The 21,623-nt window shown below is 69.1% G+C and carries 5 protein-coding genes; 3 read left to right on the forward strand and 2 right to left on the reverse strand.

Going from position 1 to position 21,623, the window contains the following annotated elements; translation table 11 throughout:
* Positions 1-248: 248 nt before the first annotated feature.
* Positions 249-17,033, forward strand: coding sequence for a non-ribosomal peptide synthase/polyketide synthase (locus ACT86A_RS04375; protein ID WP_445090975.1), 16,785 nt, complete (start codon positions 249-251; stop codon positions 17,031-17,033).
* A gap of 239 nt (positions 17,034-17,272) precedes the next feature.
* Positions 17,273-18,262: an alpha/beta hydrolase gene (locus ACT86A_RS04380; RefSeq protein WP_445090976.1), complete on the forward strand. Its 990-nt coding sequence runs from the start codon at positions 17,273-17,275 to the stop codon at positions 18,260-18,262.
* A 106-nt stretch (positions 18,263-18,368) separates the two neighbouring features.
* Here the strand turns inward: ACT86A_RS04380 and ACT86A_RS04385 are convergent, their stop codons facing one another.
* On the reverse strand, positions 18,369-19,394 hold the full coding sequence (locus tag ACT86A_RS04385) for an SDR family oxidoreductase (protein ID WP_445090693.1): 1,026 nt from the start codon (positions 19,392-19,394) through the stop codon (positions 18,369-18,371).
* A 49-nt stretch (positions 19,395-19,443) separates the two neighbouring features.
* Entirely contained in the window at positions 19,444-20,262 is an 819-nt protein-coding gene (locus ACT86A_RS04390) for an enoyl-CoA hydratase-related protein (RefSeq protein ID WP_445090694.1), read from the reverse strand.
* 127 nt (positions 20,263-20,389) lie between these two features.
* Between ACT86A_RS04390 and ACT86A_RS04395 the strand changes: the two genes are divergently transcribed.
* Positions 20,390-21,619, forward strand: a complete 1,230-nt coding sequence (locus tag ACT86A_RS04395) for a TetR/AcrR family transcriptional regulator (protein ID WP_445090695.1) — start codon at positions 20,390-20,392, stop codon at positions 21,617-21,619.
* Positions 21,620-21,623 lie beyond the last annotated feature (4 nt).

Here is a 21,623-nt window from a genome sequence, read left to right on the forward strand (position 1 = left end):
TGATCACCGGGCGGCGGGAGGGAATAATGTTCGCCAGCACTCGCCCGCGCTGGCGGAACTCGTGGGTCGTCCGCGCTCGGCTGCGCCGCGGCGGATTTCGTAACGATCGGTATGCGTGGGTTCGATGATCATGCGGGCGGGAGTGTGTGGCAACAACAGACAGGGTGAGGCAACTCGATGGTTCGGGCGCTCGGGCGGCAGTGTGACGAGACGACGGAAGCGGTGCGCGCATGACCCGGCCGACCCGGGTGCGCCCGACCCGGACGCGCCGCCACCGCGTCACCACCTTGCCGCAGCTGATGGCCACCGCGGTGGAAACCAACCCGAGCGGCGCCGCCTTGGTCTTCGCCGACGCGACCAGCACGCTGGCCACGCTGAGCTACGCCGAGCTGGACGAGCGGTCCACCCGCCTGGCGCGGCTGCTCATCCATCGCGACATCGGACCCGAGGACCTCGTCGCGGTCGCGATACCGCGTTCGATCGACTCGGTGATCGCGGTCTGGGCGGTGGCGAAGACGGGCGCCGGGTTTGTGCCGGTCGATCCGAACTACCCCGCCGATCGCGTCGAGCACATGATCGCCGATTCCGGTGCGGTGTTCGGGCTCGCCGTCGACGGGGTCCGCGCCGAACTACCGGACCGGGTCGAGTGGCTGTCCATCGACACCGCCGAGTGCGCCCGGCAGCTCGAGGAGTTCCCGGCGGACCCGGTGACCTACACCGATCGGATGCGCCCACTCCGGGCGGAGCATCCGGCCTACGTCATCTACACCTCCGGGTCTACCGGCCTACCGAAGGGTGTGGTCGTCACCCAGTCGGGGCTGGCGAGTTTCTGCGCGGAACAGCGTGACCGATATCGGGTGACGAGTGCGTCGCGGACCTTGCATTTCGCGTCGCCCTCGTTCGACGCGTCGGTGCTGGAACTGCTGCTCGCGCTGGGGGGCGCGGCCACGATGGTGGTCGCGTCGCCCACGGTGTTCGGCGGCGAGGAGTTCGCGTGGCTGGTGCGCCGGGAAGGGGTCACCCACGCCTTCGTCACCCCGGCCGCGCTGGCCTCGGTGGACCCGACGGGCCTCGACGAGCTGCGCGTGGTGGTCGCCGGGGGCGAGGCATGCCCACCCGAACTGGTGCGCCGCTGGGTGCTGCCGGTCGCCGGGGGGCGGACCCGCGAGTTCTTCAATGGGTACGGCCCGACCGAGACCACGATCATGGCCAATATCAGCGCGCCGCTGGTGCCGGGGCAGCCGGTGACCATCGGTGCGCCGATCCGGGCCGTCACCGAGTATGTGCTGGACGAACGCTTGGTCCCGGTCCCGAGCGGCGTGGTCGGCGAGCTGTACATCGCGGGAGCCCAGCTGGCCCGCGGTTACCACGAGCGCGGCGCGCTGACCGCGTCCCGCTTCGTCGCGAACCCTTTCGATACGAACGGTTCTCGGCTCTACCGCACGGGCGATCTGGTCCGCTGGACGCCGGACGGTGATCTGGAGTATCTGGGTCGCAACGACTTCCAGGTGAAGATTCGTGGCTTCCGCATCGAGCTCGGTGAGGTCGATGCGGTGCTGGCCGCGCACGCGAGCGTCGACTTCGCCGTCACCGTCGGGCACAACCTGGACAGCGGCGCCACGATTCTCGTCTCGTATGTGCACGCCGCGCCCGGGACGGTCGCGGACGCGGACGAACTGGCCGCGGTCGCCGAGCGGAGCCTGCCCGCCCACATGGTGCCGACGGTGGTGATGGTGCTGGAGCAGATTCCCCTGACGCCGGTCGGCAAGCTGGACCGCGCGGCGCTACCGGCGCCGCGCTTGCAGACCAAGGTTTTCCGCGCGCCGGCCGGCCCGTTGGAAGAGCTGGTGGCCGAGGTGTTCGCCGAAGTGCTCGGCCCGCAGGCGCCGGTCGGCGCGGACGACGACTTCTTCGAGCTCGGCGGCAATTCGCTGATCGCGACGCAGGTCGCGGCCCGGATCGGGGCCGCCGTCACCGCGCGAGTGCCGGCCCGGCTGGTGTTCGAGAGCCCCACCGTCGCCGGTCTCGCCACGCGGCTGGAGCCGCTGAAGGGTGCGGGTGACCGGCGTGCGCTGGTGGCGGTGCAGCGTCCGCAGCGGGTGCCTTTGTCGCTCGCGCAGCAGCGGATGTGGTTTCTGAATCAGTTCGACACTGATTCCGCGGCGAACAATATTCCGTTCGCGGTGCGGTTGTCGGGTGCGTGGGATGTCGCGGCGTTGCAGGCGGCGATCATGGACGTGGTCGAACGGCACGAGACGTTGCGGACGCTGTATCCGGCGGTGGACGGTACGGGCTACCAGCTGATCGTGTCGGCGGCGCGAGCCGTTCCGGACCTCGCGCCGAAGCCGATCATCGAGCACGAATTGCACGACTGGCTACGCGGATTGGCGACGACCGGCTTCGACGTGGCGGCCGAGGTGCCGCTGCGCGTCGCGCTGGCCGAGCTCGGTCCCGGCGACTACGTCATCGCGGTGGTGGTGCACCACATCGCCGCCGACGGCGCCTCGGTCGCGCCGTTCCTGCGGGATCTGGTCACCGCGTTCCTTTCCCGGCGCGACGGGGCGGAGCCGGTGTGGGCTCCGCTGCCGGTGCAGTACGCGGACTACACACTCTGGCAGCGTGCCGTGCTCGGCGACGAGGACGACCCGGATTCGGTCGCGGCCGCGCAGATCGCCTACTGGCGTCGCGCCCTCGCGGGGATCGCGGACCGGATCGACCTACCCTCGGACCGGCCGCGTCCGCCCGTCGCGTCCGGACAGGGCGCGGAGTTCACCTTCGCGGTGGACGCTGCGGTGCACCACGGACTGGCCGAACTGGCGCACGGCGCGGGCGCTTCGGAGTTCATGGTGCTGCACAGCGCGTTCGCGGTACTGCTCGCCCGGCTCACCGGCACCGACGACATCACCATCGGCACGCCCGTCGCCGGTCGTGGCGAGCGGGAACTCGACGAGCTGATCGGCATGTTCGTCAACACGCTGGCGCTGCGCACCCGGATCGACCTCGGCGCGTCGTTCCGCACGCTGCTCGAGCAGGCGAAAGAGACCGATCTGGCCGCGTTCTCGCATGCCGAGCTACCGTTCGAACGGCTGGTCGAGGTGCTGGACCCGGTGCGGTCGCAGGCGCATCATCCGCTGTTCCAGGTGGCGCTGTTCTTCCAGAACATGAGCAAGCCGGAGCTGGCGCTGCCCGGCTTGTCCGCGCAAGCGCTGGAGTTCGGCGGTGCCGTCGCCAAGTTCGATCTGCAATTGACGGTGGTGCCGGCCGCCGACGGCGACGCCACCGGTTTCACGGCGACGTTCACCTACGCCACCGACCTGTTCGACGAAGCGACGATCGCCGAGTTCGCCTGGCGGCTGCAGCGGTTGCTCGCCGCCGTCGCCACCGAGCCGGATCAGCCGATCGGTGCGATCGATCTGCTGGCTCCCGCCGAGCGCGAGCGCATGCTGCTCGAGTGGAACAACACCCGGTATCCGGTGCCGGAGGAGTTGTTGCTGGACGGCTATCGGCGCATGGTCGACGCGTATGCGGACGAGGTCGCGGTGGTCTACGAGGGCGCCGAGCTGACCTATCGCGAGTTCGACGCGCGGGTGAATCGTCTGGCACGGTTGCTGATCTCGCAGGGTGTGGGTGCGGAATCGCTGGTGGGCTTGGCAGTTCGGCGATCGCTGGATCTCGTGGTGGCGATGTACGCGATCGTGACGGCGGGTGGGGCGTATGTGCCGTTGGACCCGGATCATCCAGCCGAACGCATCGCGCACGTGCTCGAGACCGCCGACCCCGTTTGCGTGCTCACCACCGCCGCCGACGCGGTCGACGTACCGGCAGGCACCGCGGTCTTGCGGCTGGATGCGGTGAATCCGGACCTGTTCGACGACTCGCCGGTGCGGGCCGAGGAATTGGTGCGTCCGGTGTTGCCGCACCATCCGGCCTACGTGATCTTCACTTCGGGCTCGACCGGCCGCCCCAAGGGCGTCGCGATTTCCCACCACGCGATTCAGAACCAGATCAGCTGGATGCTCGCGGCGTATCCACTCGATCCCGATGACGTTTATCTGCAAAAGACGGCGACCACCTTCGATGTGTCGCTGTGGGGCTACTTCATGCCGTTGCGCGCGGGTGCCAAGCTCGTCGTCGCGACCCACGACGGGCACCGGGATCCGGTCTATATCGCGGAAACCATTGCCGCGCAGCGCGTGACGGTCACCGATTTCGTGCCTTCCATGCTGACGGTGTTCGCCGTGCACACCGCGCCCGGTTCCTGCCCCAGTTTGCGGGACATCTTCGTGATCGGGGAGGCGCTGCCGCCGGAAACCGTTGCCGCGGTGCGGGCGATGTCGAACGCGGCGGTGCACAACCTGTACGGACCGACCGAGGCGGCCGTGTCGGTCACCTACTGGCCCGCGACGGCGGTCGGCCAGCGGTCGGTTCCGATCGGTGTGCCGCAGTGGAATACCCAGGTGTATGTGCTGGACGCACGTTTGCAGCCGGTGCCGGCGGGTGTTTCCGGTGAGCTCTACCTCGCTGGCGATCAGTTGGCGCGCGGCTATGTGCGGCGTCCCGATCTCACCGCGGACCGGTTCGTGGCCAACCCGTTCGGCCGCGGTGAGCGGATGTACCGAACTGGTGATCTGGTGGTCTGGCGCGCCGCGACCGCGGAACTGCCGCCGCGGCTGGACTACCTCGGCAGGACCGATTTCCAGGTGAAGTTCCGCGGTCAGCGGATCGAGTTGGGTGAGATCGAGACCGCGTTGCTGGCGCAGCCTGCGGTGAGTCAGGCGGCGGCGTTGGTCGCTGCTTCGGCACTGGGTGACCAGTTGGTGGCCTACGTGGTTCCCGGACCGGGCGAATCGATCGAGCCCGCGGAATTGCTCGCGACGATCGGTGCGATACTGCCCGCCTACATGGTTCCGGCCGCGCTGGTGGTTTTGGCCGAGTTCCCGCTGAATCCCAGCGGCAAGCTGGACCGTAAGGCGTTGCCCGAGCCGGTTTTCGCCGCACACGAATTCCGTGCGCCGGCCACGCCGGTCGAGGAGATCGTGGCGGGCATGTTCGCCGAAGTGCTGCGGTTGGGGCGAGTGGGTGCGGATGATGATTTCTTCGCGCTCGGCGGCAATTCGCTGGTCGCGACCCAGCTGGTGGCCAGGTTGGGTGCCGCGGTGGGGGCCAGGGTGCCGGTACGGGCGTTGTTCGAGACGCCAACGGTCGCGGCGCTGGCCGCGGCGATCGAGTCGCAGACGCACACTGAACGCGGCGTGGAGCTGGGCAGTATCGCGCGTCCGGAAGTGTTGCCATTGTCCTTGGCGCAGCGGCGGATGTGGTTCCTCAACCGCTTCGATCAGGCTGCGGACGCTGCGGACGCTGCGGACCGGATCGGTTCGGCCGCGTACAACTTGCCGTTCGCCTTGCGGTTGACCGGTGCGCTGGACGTGCCGGCGTTGGGCGCGGCACTGCATGACGTTGTCGCGCGGCACGAGGTGCTGCGGACCGTGTATCCGCAGACCTCGCAGGGGCCGGTCCAGACGGTGCTGGCCGCCGGGCAGGTGGCGTTGGATGTGATGGCGCACCCGGTCGGCGCGAGCGAGATCGCGAGCGAGGTCCAAGCGCTCGCGCAGACACCGTTCGATGTGACGGCCGAAGTCCCGGTGCGGGTGCGGCTGCTGGAAATCGCCGATACACCGACCGGATCGGCGCGCGAACACGTGCTGGCCGTGGTTGTGCATCATATCGCCGCGGACGCGTCGTCGATGGGTCCGCTGGTCCGGGATGTGATGACCGCCTATGCGGCGCGTATCTCGGGTGCGACGCCGGGGTGGTCGCCGTTGCCGGTGCAGTACGCGGATTTCGCGCTGTGGCAGCGGGCGGTGTTGGGGGAAGAATCGGATCCGGAGTCGATCGCGGCCCGGCAGATCGGGTTCTGGCGCGAGCAGTTGGCTGACCTGCCCGATCTGCTGGAGTTGCCCACCGATCGCCCCCGGCCGGCCGTGGCGTCGGCGGCGGGTGCGCGGGTGGATGTCGGGATCGACGCGGTGACGCACGCCGGACTGGTCGAACTCGCCCGCGCGCACGGCGCCACGTTGTTCATGGTGGTGCACACGGCGTTCGCGGTGTTGCTGGCCCGGCTGTCGGGTTCGGCTGACATCGCCGTCGGTACGCCGGTCGCCGGGCGCGGTGAGCGTGCGCTCGACGATCTGATCGGCATGTTCGTCAACACGGTGGTGTTCCGCACGCGGATCGACGCCGGCGACTTGTTCGCGGATGTGCTTGCGCGGCAACGGGATAACGATCTTCAGGCGTTTGCGCACGCGGATGTACCGTTCGAGCGGCTGGTCGAGGTGCTGAATCCGCCGCGGTCGACGGCGCGTCATCCGCTGTTCCAGGTGGGATTGTCGTTTCAGAATATCGCGCGCACCGCGCTGGAGCTGCCCGGTTTGACGGTGGCCGGTGTCGACGCCGATCTGGCTGTCTCGCAGTTCGATCTGCATCTGATCGTCGGCGATGCCTATGACGAGTCGGGTGCGCCTGCCGGCATCGGTGGTTTCTTCACGTACGCGACCGATCTTTTCGACGCGCACACCGTACAGGGGTTCGCCGACCGACTAGCGCGAGTCCTGTCCGCGGTGGTCGCCGACGAGACAGTCCCGGTCGGCGATATCGACATCCTCGCCGACGCCGAGCGCACCGAGTTGCTCGAGGGATGGAACGACACGAGCCACCAGCTGGAGCCGGCCGCGACGCTGGGAACGCTGCTGCGGCGGTCGGTCGCGGCGGCGCCCGCGGCGATCGCGCTGGTCGCCGACCGGCCCGAGGGCGAGCGCGCGGAGCTGAGCTACGCCGAGCTGGCCGCCCGAGTGAACCGCCTCGCCCGCTATCTGATCTCGACGGGCGTCGGCCCCGAATCCCGGGTCGCGCTGGCGTTGCGCCGATCGATCGACCTGGTCGTGGCGATGTATGCGGTCTCGGAGGCCGGCGGCGCGTACGTGCCGGTCGACCCCGGCCAAGCCGCGGATCGGACCGACTTCATCCTCGGCGCCGCAGCCCCGGTGTGCGTGCTGACCAACGCCGAGTCCGGCTTCGAGACCGATGCCGCACCCGTAGTGCGGCTGGACGACCTCGAGCTCGACGCGGTGGCGAGCGGGCCGATCACCGAGCACGAGCGGATCGCGCCGCTGCGGCCGGAAAACACGGCCTATGTCCTGTTCACCTCGGGTTCGACCGGCCGCCCGAAGGGCGTCGCCGTGCCGCACGCCGCTGTCGTGAACCAATTGCTCTGGAAGATCACCGCATTCGAGCTGACGCCCGACGATGTCGTCCTGTTGAAGACCGCCGCGACGTTCGATCTGTCGGTGTGGGAGTTCTGGTCGGCCGTCGTCTGCGGTGGGCGGCTGGTCATCGCGGCGCCGGATGGTCACCGGGACCCGGCGTACCTGACCGAGCTGATGGCCCGGGAGTCGGTCACGACATTGCATGCGGTGCCGTCGCTGCTCGATGCGCTGCTGGCGCACCGGGCGGCCGCGGGCAACGCTTCGGCGGATTGGTCGCCGCGACGGGTACTGGCGATCGGTGAGGCGCTGCCGGGTTCGGTCGCGCAGCGGTTGCTGCGGGATTGCCCGCGCACCGAACTGTTCAACCTCTACGGTCCGACCGAGGCGGCGGTGTCGATCACCAGCCACCGGGTTACCCGCGCCGATGAGGTGTCGGTGTCGATCGGTGTACCGGAGTGGAACAGCCAGGTCTACGTGCTGGATGCGCGGTTGCGGCCGGTGCCGGTGGGTGTTTCGGGTGAGTTGTATTTGGCGGGTGTGCAGTTGGCGCGGGGTTATTTCGGTCGTGCCGATTTGACGGCGGATCGGTTCGTGGCGAATCCGTTCGCGGCGGGCGGGTCCGGGGGTGCAGGCGGTGTTCGGATGTACCGCACGGGTGATGTGGTGGCGTGGAATTCGGCCGGTGAGCTCGAGTATCGGGGTCGTTCGGATTTTCAGGTGAAGATTCGTGGTTTCCGGATCGAGTTGGGTGAGGTCGAGGCGGCGTTGTTGGCGCTGCCTGCGGTCGCACAGACCGCGGTGGTCGCGAAGTCGGATTCGAGGATTGGTGATCGTCTGGTCGCCTACGTGGTTCCCGGTGATGTGGGTGTGGATGTGGCGGGGGTGCGGTCTGTGTTGTCGGCGGGTTTGCCGTCGTACATGGTGCCGTCGGCGTTTGTGGTGTTGGACGGGTTGCCGTTGAACGTGAACGGCAAGTTGGATCGGAGGGCGTTGCCGGAGCCGGAGTTCGAGGTTCGGGTGTTTCGTGCGCCGTCGACGCCGATCGAGGAGGTTGTGGCGTCGGTGTTTGCTGGGGTGTTGGGTGTGGAGCGGGTGGGCGCGGATGATGATTTTTTCGCGTTGGGTGGTAATTCGTTGTTGGCGACGCAGGTCGCTGCGCGGATTGGTGCGGCTTTGGATGCGCGTGTGCCGGTGCGGGTGCTGTTCGAGGCGTCCACTGTTGCCGGACTGGCGATCAAGGTCGAGCGGGCCGCCGGGGAGAGCACACGCACAGCGCTGGTCGCGGGGCCGCGTCCCGACCGTATCCCGTTGTCGATCGCGCAGCAGCGCATGTGGTTCCTCAACCAGTTCGACACCTCGGCCTCGGTCTACAATATCCCTGCCGCCATCCGCCTGTCCGGTGACCTGGACGTCGTCGCGTTGCAGCAGGCGGTCGCGGATATCGTCGCGCGCCACGAGACCCTGCGCACGATCTACCCGAACACGCCGGACGGTCCGGTGCAGCAGGTGCTCACGCCACACGACGTGCCGGTGAATCTGGCCCCCGCGCAGATCGGCGACGAGCACGTCGCCGGCGAACTGCAACGGATCGTCGCCGCCGGATTCGACGTGACCAGCGAGATACCGTTCCGCGCCAAGCTGTTCCAGCTCGCAGGCGCCGAATACGTGCTGGTGTTCGTCGCGCATCACATCAGCGCCGACGGCTGGTCGATGGGCCCGCTGACCAGGGACCTGATGATGGCCTACGCGGCGCGCGGCAGTGGCGAAGCACCGTCCTGGGCGGCGCTGCCGCTGCAGTACGCCGACTACGCGCTGTGGCAGCGAGCCGTTCTCGGCGCCGAGGACGACCCCGAATCGCCGGCCGGCGCGCAACTGGCCTACTGGCGAACCGAACTCGCCGATCTGCCCGACGAGCTGAACCTGCCGACGGACCGCCCGCGCCCACCCGCCCAGTCCTTCGCGGGCGGCAAGACCGATTTCGTCGTCGACGCGGACGTACACGCGGGATTGGCGGAGCTGGCCCGGCAGCACAACGCCACGCTGTTCATGGTCGTACACACTGCTTTCGCGATATTTCTCGCCCGTATGTCCGGTACCGACGACATCGCGATCGGCACCCCCATCGCGGGCCGCGGCGAAGCGGAACTCGACGATCTCATCGGCATGTTCGTCAACACCCTGGTGCTGCGTACCCGAGTCGCGCCCGGCCTCGCGTTCACCGAGCTGCTGGCCGTCAACCGGGAAACCGATCTGCGCGCCTTCGCCAATGCCGATGTCCCGTTCGAGCGTTTGGTCGAGGCACTGGACCCGGAGCGCTCGGCGGGCCGCCACCCGCTGTTCCAGGTGGCGTTGTCGTTCGAGAACCTCGCCGTCGCCGGTTTCGAACTGCCCGGCCTCAGCTGCACAGCGCTCGACCCGGCCGCCGATGCGGCCAAGTTCGATCTGTTGCTCACCGTGCGCGAGCAGCGCACGGAGGCCGGCGCGGAAGCCGGTCTCGCCGCCGAATTCACCTATGCCCGTGATCTGTTCGACGAGCGAACAGTGGTCGAGTTCGGCCGCCGGTTCCGTCGCGTGCTCGCCGCTGTCGCACAGCATCCGGCTGCCGCGGTCGGGGATCTGGACATTCTGGACGAATCGGAGCGCGTCGATCTGCTCACGCGTACCGGCGGTCCCGCGGTGGCGCCGAGCACGCTGCCGGATTTGATGGCGGCCGCCGTTCGGGCGAACCCGACCGGCGTCGCCATGGTCGCGGGGGACCGCACCTTCACTTACGCCGAACTCGACGCCGCCTCAGCGCAATTGGCGCGCGCACTGATCGACCGCGGCGCGGGCCCGGACGTGCTGGTCGCCATCGCGCTGCGGCGGTCGGTCGAATCCGTGCTCGCGCTGTGGGCGGTCGCCAAGACCGGCGCGGCGTTCGTCCCGATCGACCCGGCCTATCCCGCCGACCGCATCGCGCACATGGTCGCGGATTCCGGTGTCACGGTGGGCGTGACGCTGACCGCGGAGCTGGTCGAGCTGCCGGTGCTGTCGCAGGGCGGCTGGGTCGCCCTGGACGATCACGACTTCACCTTCGATGTCGCGCAGCGGTCCGACGAACCGCTGCGGCCCGGCGAGCTGCGCGGACCCCTTCGGGCCGGCAATGCCGCGTACGTGATCTACACCTCTGGATCCACCGGTTTGCCCAAGGGTGTCGTGGTCACCCACGCCGGCTTGGCGAATTTCAGTGCCGAGCAGGTGGAGCGTTATCGGCTCGACCGGTCCACGCGGGCGCTCGCGTTCGCGTCTCCGTCGTTCGACGCGTCGATGCTGGAACTGCTGCTCGCGCTCGGTTCCGCGGGGGCGCTGATCATGGTGCCGCCGCTGACCTTCGGCGGCGAGGAACTGGCCCGGTTGATTCGCGCGGAGGGCGTTTCGCACGCCTTCCTCACCCCGTCGGTGCTGGCTTCGCTCGATCCGGACGGGCTGGCGGGCATGCGGGCGGTGGTGGCGGGCGGTGAAGCGGTACCCGCCGATCTGGCTGCCAAGTGGAGCGGCGCATCGGTGCGCGCCTTCCACAACGGCTATGGGCCCACCGAGACCACCATCATGACCAATATCAGCGACCGGCTGCGGCCCGGTGAGCCGGTCACCATCGGCGGTCCCATCCGAGGCATGCGGTCGCTGGTGCTCGACAGCAGGCTGCGCCCGGTGCCGGAAGGCGTTACCGGCGAACTGTATCTGGGCGGCATCCAGCTCGCCCGCGGTTATCACGCCCGTGCCGGGCTCACCGCCGCGCGGTTCGTCGCCGACCCCTACAGCGCGCCCGGCGAGCGCCTCTACCGCACCGGCGACCTGGTGCGCTGGCGGCGGGCCGAGGGCACGCGGGTCGTGGAGTACGTGGGCCGCAACGACTTCCAGGTGAAGGTGCGCGGATTCCGGATCGAGCTCGGGGAGATCGACGCCGCGCTCGCCGCCCAGCCCGAAGTCGACTTCGCGGTCACGATGGGGCGTGACTCCGGCTCCGGTGCCACGATGCTGGTCGCCTACGTGCTCCCGGCGAACGGTGCGACGGTGGATCCGGCCGCGCTGACCGAGCGGATCGGCCGGATGCTGCCGGAATACATGGTTCCGGCGGCGATCATGGTGCTCGACGCGATCCCGCTGACGCCGGTCGGCAAACTGGACCGCAAGGCCTTGCCGGAGCCGGCTGTGGCCACCCGCGCCTACCGCGCGCCGCTGACCGCGGCCGAAGTGGTGATCGCCGAGGTGATCGGCGAGGTGCTCGGAGTCGAGCAGGTCGGCCTGGACGACGATTTCTTCGCCCTCGGTGGCGACAGCATCGTGTCCATTCAGGTGGTGTCCCGCTCACGTGCCCGCGGCGTGACATTCACGCCGCGCGACGTCTTCGAGTGCCGGACGGTCGCCGCGCTGGCCCGCGTCGCTGCCGTCGTAGACGACCCCGGCGCGGAGGCGGGCGAGCTGCCGCTCACCGCGGCGGCGGCGCGGATGCTGGACCGGGGCATCGAAGTACGCGCTATCGCCCTCGACGTCCCGGAGACCTGCTCTGCCGAGATGGTGCGCGGTGCGGTGGCCGCTTTGCTCGACCAGCACCCGATGCTGTGGGTGCGGGTGGAGTACCACGACGGCGTCCCGGTGCTGCGCATCCCGCCGGTCGCCGAGCGCACCGGCGAGGCGTTCCGCCGGTTGGACCCGCAACACGGCGAGACGTCGCTGCCGATCGATGACGTGGTGCTGGCGGCCGCGGCGGCGCTGGATTCGGAGCAGGGCCGCAATATCCACTTCGTGCTCACCGGCGGCGCCGAGGCCCGCTCGACGCTCATCGTGGTGGCCAGCAGCTTGGTGGTCGACGACGTCTCCTGGCGGGTCATCGTCGACCAGCTCACGGCGAGCTGGAATCGGGCTCGGCACGCCGTGCCCGCCGCGCCGCAGTCCAGCCTCGGCGTGCTCATTCGCGCGTTGTCGGCGCAAGCGCACGACCCGGCCACGGTCGCCGAAATGCAGTGGTGGCGGCGCGCGCTCGGCGCGATCCCGGACAACGCGATCCCGGACAACGCGGGCACCGATGGACGGGACCTGCGGGCACGCAGCCGGGTTTCGCTCACGATCACCGCGGAGGGCGCGGAGGCCGTCGCCGCCGCGGCCGAGGCCTATCACACCGGCGTGGATGACATTCTGCTCACCGCGCTGGCCCTGGCACTGCAAACCGGGGCGGGTGAGACGGTGCCCCGCGCGGTCGGTTCGGTCGTGCGGCTGTCCGCCGACGACCGCGCGGCAACGCACGCCGACGCCGCGAGCATGGTGGGTGGCTTCCGCACCGAGTATCCGCTGGCGCTGCGGCTGACCAGGATCGACATCGAGGACGCCTTGGTCGGCGGCCCGGCGGCGGGCACCGCGATCGCACAGATCAAGGAGCTGCGCCGGTCGGTGCCCTCGCATGGTGTCGGCTACGGCTTGCTGCGCTACCTGAACGCGGACACCGCCGCCGAACTGCGCGGGCTCGGCGGCGGGCGATTCGCGCTGCGCTATCGGGATCTACGCCCGGCCCGGGTGCACACCGACCTCCCGTCCGACGACCTGTTGCTCGTGCTGACCGTCGAGGCCACCGACGACGGGCTGCTGGCCCGGTTCGATTTCGCCGCCGAGGTGTTCCGCGGCGAGGACGCGAAAGTCTTTGCCGAGCATTGGATTCGCGCGCTCGGCGGCCTAGCCGAACATGGCCTGCGACCCGACGCGGGCGGGTTCACGCCCTCGGACTTCCCGCTGGTGCGGCTGAAGCAGCCCGACATCGATCGGTTCTCCCGCGCCTACCCCGGCCTGTCGGACGCCTGGCCGGTCACGCCGCTGCAATCGGGCATGCTGTTCCACGCGCTGCTCGCGGAATCCTCGGTGGACGTCTACACCACCCAGTTCGTGCTCGAGCTCAGCGGCGCGGTCGACGCCGACCGGATGCACGCGGCCGCGCAAGCCGTGCTGGATCGGCACGACAACCTGCGTGTCGCCTTCGCCGAGGACAGCGCGGGCAATCCGGTCCAGATCGTGCCGGACTCGCTGGAGGTGCCGTGGCGCCTGATCGATCTGCGGCAGCTGGAACCGGCCCCGGCGGCGGTCGAGCTGGAGCGGATCAAGGCGGCCGATCTGGCCGACCACTTCGACATGCGGACCGCCCCGCTGCTGCGTTTCGCGCTGATCCGTTGCGCGGGCGCCGACCACCTGCTGGTGACCAGCCACCACATCCTGATCGACGGCTGGTCCATGCCGCTGTTGATGAAGGACCTGCTGACGCTGTACGCGCTCGGCGGTAACTCACGGCACCTGCCTACGGTGCCGCCCTACCGCGACTACCTGGCCTGGCTGGCGGCGCAGGACATGGCGGCGGCGCGCGAGGCGTGGCGCACCGCCTTGGCCGGTATCACCGAGCCGACACCGCTGGCGCCCCTCGACCCGGGACGGGAGATCTCCGCGGGTGTCGACGAGGTCGGTTTCGAGCTGTCCCCGGCCGACACCGCCGCGCTGACCCGGCTCGCGTCGGGTCTGCACGTCACGGTGAACACGGTGGTCCAGGCGGCGTGGGGGCTGCTGATCGGCCGCAGTGTCGATCGGGACGACGTGGTCTTCGGCGCGACCGTGTCCGGGCGTCCGCCGCAGCTGGATGGCGTCGAGGCGATGGTCGGGCTGTTCCTCAACGCGATCCCGGTCCGGGTGCGGCTGGACGCGACCCTGACGCTCGGCGGATTGCTGCGTCAGTTGCAGGCCGAGCAGGCCGCGCTGCTGGAGCACCACTACTTGGGGCTGAGCGATATCCAGGACGCGATCGGCGTGGAAGGGCTGTTCGACTCGCTCGTCGTGTTCGAGTCGTTCCCGGTGGACCGGGAGGGCCTGGACCAGGCCAGCGCCATCGACGGCATGAACGTCACCGGAGTCGGCGCGGTCAACGGCACCCACTACCCGCTCACCGTGATGGTGGTGCTGGACAGCCGGCTGCGCGTCTCGCTGAAGTACCTCCGCGACGTCTTCGACGAAACGGCGGCACAGACACTGGCCCAGCGACTCTCGGCGCTGATCGGTCGCTTCGTCACCACACCGCAGGCGCGAGTCGGCCAGATCGATGTGTTGCTCGACGACGAGCGCGTGCAGCTGGACGCGCGCAACGCCACCGACGCGCCGGAGCTGCTCGACGACGCGACGCTGCTGTCGCTGTTCGACGCGCAGGTGGTGCGCACGCCCCACGCGCCCGCGGTGCGCTATCGCGATGTCACCCTCAGCTACGCCGAACTCGATTCGCGCGCAAAGTCATTGGCCATCGAGTTGATGCGCTGGGGTGTCGGGCCGGAGACGCTGGTCGCTGTGGCTATGCGGCGCGGTATCGACCTGGTCGTCGCGATCTACGCGGTACTGCGGGCCGGTGGCGGGTATGTGCCGATCGATCCGGACCATCCGGCCGAGCGCAGCGAGTACGTGCTCGGCAGCGCCGCTCCGATCTGCGTGCTGACCACCTCCGCCGACGACTTCGACACCGCGACCGGCGTGCCGGTCGTCGTCGTCGACACGCTGTATCTGCCGCCACCCCAGGGACCTTGGCCGCACGACTACGTCCATCCGGACGCCATCGCCTACGTCATCCACACTTCGGGCTCCACCGGTCGCCCGAAGGGCGTGATGATCACCCACCGGCAGATGGTCAACCAGTTCCGCTGGGCTCAGTCGGCCTACCCGCACGACGGCGGCGACGTCGTGCTGCACAAGACGCCGATCACCTTCGACATCTCCACCTGGGAGTTGTTCTGGCCCTTGCAGACCGGTGCCGCGATCGTCATCGCGGCGCCGGATGGCCATCGAGATCCCGCCTACCTGTCCTCGATCATCAACGAGAATGCCGTCACCACTGTGCATTTCGTGCCGTCGATGCTGGAGGCGTTCCTCGACCCGGTGGCCAACCCCGCCAGGCAGTACCCGTCGTTGCGGCGGGTGCTCGCCGCGGGGGAGGCGCTGTCCGGGGAGACGGCGGCCACCTTTGCCGCCGCCGTACCCGGCGCGACACTGATCAACTGGTACGGCCCGGCCGAAGCCACCGTCGTCACCGACCACCCGGTACGCGACACCGCCGCGGTGACGATCCCGATCGGCGTCCCGGTGGCCAACACCCGCGTGCACGTGCTCGACCGGCAATTGCGACCGGTACCGCCGGGCGCGGCGGGCGAGCTGTACGTCGAGGGTGTGCAGGTGGCGCGCGGCTATCTCGGTGCTCCTACGCTCACCGCCGAGCGGTTCGTCGCGCATCCAGGTGGCGCCCGGCTGTATCGCACCGGCGACATCGTGCGCTGGCGCGAAGGTGCGCTGGAATACCTGGGTCGCAGCGATTTCCAGGTCAAGCTGCGCGGCCAGCGCGTGGAGCTGGGCGAGATCGAGACCGTGCTGGTCGGGCACCCGCAGGTGCGGCACGCGGCGATGTCGCTGGTGCGCGGCGCGACCGGGGAGCGGCTGGTCGCCTACCTGGTGGCCGGGCCGGGCGAGACCATCGATGAGGCGGCGGTGCTACTGCACGCGCGCGGCGCGCTGCCGTCCTACATGGTGCCCTCGGCGGTGGTCGTGCTCCCGGAACTGCCGCTGAACGCCAGCGGCAAACTCGACCGCAAGGCGCTGCCGGCGCCGCAGCTGGCGGCGCGTCCGTATCGTGCGCCGAGTACACCGCTGGAGCGCACCGTTCTCGATGTGTTCGGCGCGGTGCTCGACCCTGGTGCCGGGCACCGCGTCGGCATGGACGACGACTTCTTCGACCTGGGCGGCAACTCGCTGGTCGCGACGCGCGCGGTCAGCCGGCTGCGCGCGCTCACCGGCGCCGAGGTGCGGGTGCAGTGGTTCTTCACCGACTCCACGCCGGCGGCGCTGGCCGCCCGCATCCAGGCCGCACTGGCCGACGACCACGACTATGACCAGGACTCGAACGCCGCGCTCGCTGTGCTGTTGCCGATCCGGACCATGGTGCCGCATGAGGTGGCAGCGGCCCAGCCGCTGTTCTGTCTGCACCCGATGTACGGGTTGTCCTGGTGCTATGCGGGTTTGGCGCGCTACATACCCGCGAGCACGCCGATTTACGGCCTGCAATCGCCCGCGCTGACCGAAGACGGCTACCTGCCGGAGTCGCTGACCGATATGGCGCAGCGTTACGTGGCCGAGATCCGCGCGGTGCAGCCGCAGGGGCCCTATCGGCTGCTCGGCTGGTCGCTCGGCGGGGTCCTGGCGCACGCTGTCGCGACGCAGTTGCAGGCCGACGGTGCCGCGATCGGGCTGCTGACCATGCTGGACAGCCACCCCGATATCGACGTCACCGACTTCCGGGCGGCGATCCGCGAGGCGCTGGCCGAACTCGGTATCGGCGTGGATGCCCTACTGCCCGGCGACGGCGGCATCCACGACCTGAGCGAGGACGCGCTCGCCGCACTGCACGCGACGATTCCGCCGGACATGGCGGTGCTCACACCGGAACGGGTGCGCCGGATCTACCGCAGCGCGGTGCGCTCGGCCGAACTGATCGCCGAGTACCGGCCGCAGGTCTTCCGGGGTCGTCTGGAGTACTTCAGTGCGACCGGCCACGACACCGCGGCGGCCGGCTGGCAACCCTACGTCGACGGTGCGGTCCAGGATCACCCCGTCAATGCTGTGCACGACCAGATGACTTCTCCGGAAGCACTGGCGCAGATCGGGCCGCGATTGTCCGAATTGCTCGCTCCGCAGGGCTGGGAAAGGACACGGATCATGGACCAGTCGTGACCGAATCGAATCGGTTCGGGCATGATGGGCAACGGTGCGGTAACGATGTCCCCTGTTGTCACGACTGGATAGGCCGTATGGTCGGGCATGGTGTCCAGGGCATCCACCCGGCGCGTGGGGAAAACAAGTGCGAAATCTCGAGACGAAGCGAAGGTGCGAAATTGATACGTCGACAGACCCGGCGCGGTGGCCTGCGTGCCGCGGCCGCGATCGCGGCAACGGCAGTGTTCGCGGGGGTGATGACCGGTCTCGGCGCGTCCAGCGCGACAGCTGACCCGATCATCGATTCCAAGACCCTGCTGGGCAACCCGGTCGCTCCGGACGGCTCGCGTATCACCAAGGCCGAGTACAAGGACGCGCGCAGCATCCGGCTGTACGTGTACTCCGCGGCAATGGACGAGAAGATCGTCATCGACGTCCAGCGTCCCGCTGACGCGTCCGTGCCGCGTCCCACGCTGTACCTGCTCAACGGTGCCGGCGGCGGCGAGGACGACGCCTCGTGGCAAGCGAAGACGGACGCGCTGCAGTTCTTGTCGGACAAGAACGTCAACGTGATCCAGCCGATCGGCGGCAAATGGAGCTACTACACCGACTGGATCAAAGACGATCCGGTGCTGGGCCGCAACAAGTGGAAGACCTTCTTCACCGAGGAATTGCCGCCACTGGTCGACGGCGCGCTCGGTACCAATGGCGTGAACGCCATCGCCGGCCTGTCCACCTCGGGCACCACGGTGCTCGCGCTGCCGATCGCCAAGCCGGGCCTGTACAAGGCCGCCGCGGCCTACAGCGGCTGCGCGCAGACCAGTGATCCGGTCGGCGCGGAGTTCGTGAAGCTGACCGTGGAGACCTGGGGCGGCGGCAACACCGAGAACATGTGGGGTCCCGAGGGCTCGCCGGAGTGGGTGGCCAACGACCCGTATGTGAACGCCGAGGGACTGCGCGGGCTGCAGCTCTACATCTCCACCGGCAACGGGCTGCCCGGCCAGTACGACACGCTCAACGGTCAGTACGCCCTCCCCGGAGCGTACGGCCTGGCCAACCAGATCATCATCGGCGGTGTGATCGAGGCGGGCACCAACTACTGCACGCATAACCTGCAGACCAAGCTGGATCAGCTCGGTATCCCGGCGACCTACAACTTCCGTAACTCGGGCACTCACTCGTGGGGTTACTGGCGCGACGAGTTCCAGCTCTCGTGGCCGGTGCTCGCGAAGGGGCTCGGTATCTGAGGGGTCTCGGCATCTGACCTGTTCCGGACCGCCGGTGCATCGCGCCGACCGCCTGGTTGCCACCTCGAGCAGCCAGGCGGTCGGCTTTCGCTGTTTCCGGGTGAAATCAGACCCAGTTCTCGATCCAGTACTTCCAGATTCGCGGCGCGTAGGCGTCCAGCGGCGGAACCTTGATGCCGCTGCCCGCCAGCGCCGCGCTGGCGTGGCGGCAGTCGAACCAGCAGGTGAATTCGCTGTGCTCCAGGACATCCAGCGCGACGCCGACGCGGGGCAGCAGCCAGTTGGCGCCGGGAACGCGCAGCAGCATGCCGAGCGTGCGTTTGGGCATCACCTCGACCAGATGCGGCGCGCCCGCCTCGTCGGCGAACAGGTTCAGTGCCTCCACCGCGCGCAGCCGGCGCGGGTCGACCAGGTGATAGGTGATCTTGTCCGAATCGGGCTGGTGGGCGATGTGGTCCAGGGCACGGGCGACGAAATCGACCGGGACCATGTTGGTCTCGCCCAGCTCGGGCACCAGCACCGGCAGCAGCCGGGGCAGTTGCGCGGCCATCCGCAGCAGGCGGAAGAAGTGGTACGGCCCGTCGATGTGGTCGATCTCGCCGGTCCTGGAATGGCCGATCACGATCGACGGACGATAGATGCGCCAGCGCAGGGTGGATTCCCGCACGATTCGCTCGGCCTCGAATTCGGCCCGCTGCATCGGCGTGGCCAGCGATTGCCCGTAGTCGAACATGTCCTCGGTGAACGAGCCCGCGCAAGACCCGGCTACCTCGACCGTCGAGACATGGTGCAGCCGAAGGGCATTCAGCTCCTCGGCCGCGTCGACCAGATGTCTGGTGCCACCGCCGCGCTCGGTCGGGTCGTAGCCGGCGGCCAAATGGAAGACGTGCTCGATGCTGCCGCGATGGCGCGCCAGCCAGGTCGGATCGATGCCCAGCTTGGGGGCGCCGAGATCGCCGTGCACCAAGCGGACGCGGTCGCCGCCCGCCCATTCCTGCGCGCAGCAGGCGAACCGGTCGGCCGCGGCATGACCCGGCCGGACCAGTACGTGGATGTCACCCTCGTGTTTCAGCAGCTCGGGGATGAGGAACCGACCGATGAACCCAGTTGCCCCGGTAACCAGGTAAGTCATAGCCGATGAACATAGTCGCCTGTCGGCTGGTTGGGTTGCGGCGGGCCGATCAGTCGGCGAAGACGGGCTTGCGTTTGCTGAGCATCGCTGTGGCGCCCTCGGTGAAATCCGGGGACCGCAGCAATTCGGCTTGTCCGGCCTTTTCGGTATCCAGCGCCGCGTCCAGCGAGGTCAGCGTGGCCTGCTTCAGCGCTTGCTTGGTGAGTTCCAGCGCCCGCCGCGGGCCCGCGGCGATCTTCTCGACAGCGGCTTGGACGGCGTCGTCCAGTTCGTGGTCGGCGACGACCGCCGTGAACAGACCGGCGGCTTCAGCGGCCGCGGCGGGCAGCCGTTCGCCGAGCAGCGCCATCCGCGCGGCAAGCGGCCGGCCCGCCGCGGCGGCGATCATTGTGGCCGCACCGCCATCGGGCATCAAGCCGACGTTGATGAAGGCCAGCAGCAGGTAGGAATCCGCGCTGGCGTAGACCAGGTCGGCCGCCAGTGCGATACCGACGCCGAAGCCCGCCGCGGCGCCCCGGATGCAGGAGATCACCGGGACCGGGGCGTCGACGATCGCGCGCACCAGCCGGTTCGCCGCGTCCATCAGCATCTCCGAGGTGATGCCGCTTCGCTGCTCGTCCGTGCGCGCGGACAGGTCGGCGCCGGTGCAGAAATCGCCGCCCGCGCCGGTCAGCACGATCACGCGCACGGTGCGGTCCTCGCGCACGGCGCGGAGGGTGTCACCGAGCGCGAGCATTGTGTCGTAGTCGAGGGCGTTCTTACGCTTCGGCTTGGTGATCGTGATTCGGAGCACCTTGCCGTCCTTGACCGCCGTGAATCCGGTGGCGTCGGGCGGGGCGGCGGATTCCGCGGAATAGGCGTTCTTCATATTTGCTCCTACGCCGGAGATAGCCATATGCAGGCGATGAACAGTGGTTAACTTGGCGAATTGTGGTTAACTTATGTTCCATTGTCGGGCGTTGTCAACCAGCGCCGCCGCCAGAACGGAGAGGTGCATGGCCGGGGATCGCAGCGAGATCGGTCTCGCCCCCGCGCGGCCCGGCCCGGATAACCGGGCGGGCGCACCGCCGGTGCGTCACCGTCCCAAGGATCGCAAGGCCCAGATCATCCGGGCGGCCGCGCGCGCCTTCAGCGAACGCGGGTACTACCCGGTGGGAGTCGACGAGATCGCCGCGGAGGTCGGGATCTCCGGTCCCGCGCTGTATCGGCATTTCACGAGCAAATACGCGCTGCTGGTCGCCGCCGCCGAGGAGGGCGCCCGCAATCTGCTGACCGTCGCCCGCGCCGCCGACGAGAGCGGGCTCGACCCGGCGCAACGCCTGGACGCCCTGATCCGCGCGATCAGCGAGCACACCATCGAGATCCGCCGCGAAGCGGGGCTCTACCGCTGGGAACGGCGCTATCTCGAACGCGCGGACCGCGTCCGGATCAAGAAGATCTATCACGACCTGCACAACACGCTCGCCGCGCCGATCGCGCTGCTGCGGCCGGACGCGCCTGCCGCGGACGTGGCGATGCTCTCGGTGAGCGTGCTCAGCACGATCGCGAGTATCGCGGCGCACCGCACCACGCTGTCGAGTGCCAGACTGCTACCGCTGCTGCACGAGATGGCCTGGGCCGTGCTGCGCGCCGAGCTACCCGCCGCCCCGGCCGAACCGGACTCCGACCGGCCCGTGCGCGGTATCCCGGTGAGCTCGAAACGGGAGCAGTTGCTCACCGAGGCGATCCGGATCTTCGGCAGGCAGGGCTACCACGAGGCGAGCATCGAGGAGATCGGCGCCGCCGTCGGTATCAACGCCTCCAGCGTGTACCGGCACTTCGCGAGCAAGTCCGATCTACTCGCCGCGGCCTTCTACCGCGCCGGCGACCGGGTGGCCATCGCGATCACCGAGGCGCTGGCCGAGGCGACCAGCCGGGAGGACGCGGCTCGGCGCGTGGCCGACCGCTACGCCAAGCTGAACTTCGCCATGCCGGAGATCATGGCGGTCTACTACGCCGAATTCACCAACCTGCCGCAGGCCGAACAGCACAAGCTGCGCGCCGTTCAGCGACAGAACGTGCAGGAGTGGGCGAACTTGCTCGACCGGGACCAGGTGGAGGCGCGTTTCCGCGTGCACGCCGGCATCGGCCAGGCGATCGATGTGGGCAGGCAGATCCGATTCGATTCGCGCCCAGCGCAACTCGCGCGCGTCACGGCGCTGATGGACGCGGTGCTGCTCGGCTAGCTCA

The organism is Nocardia glycosmidis (assembly GCF_052545115.1).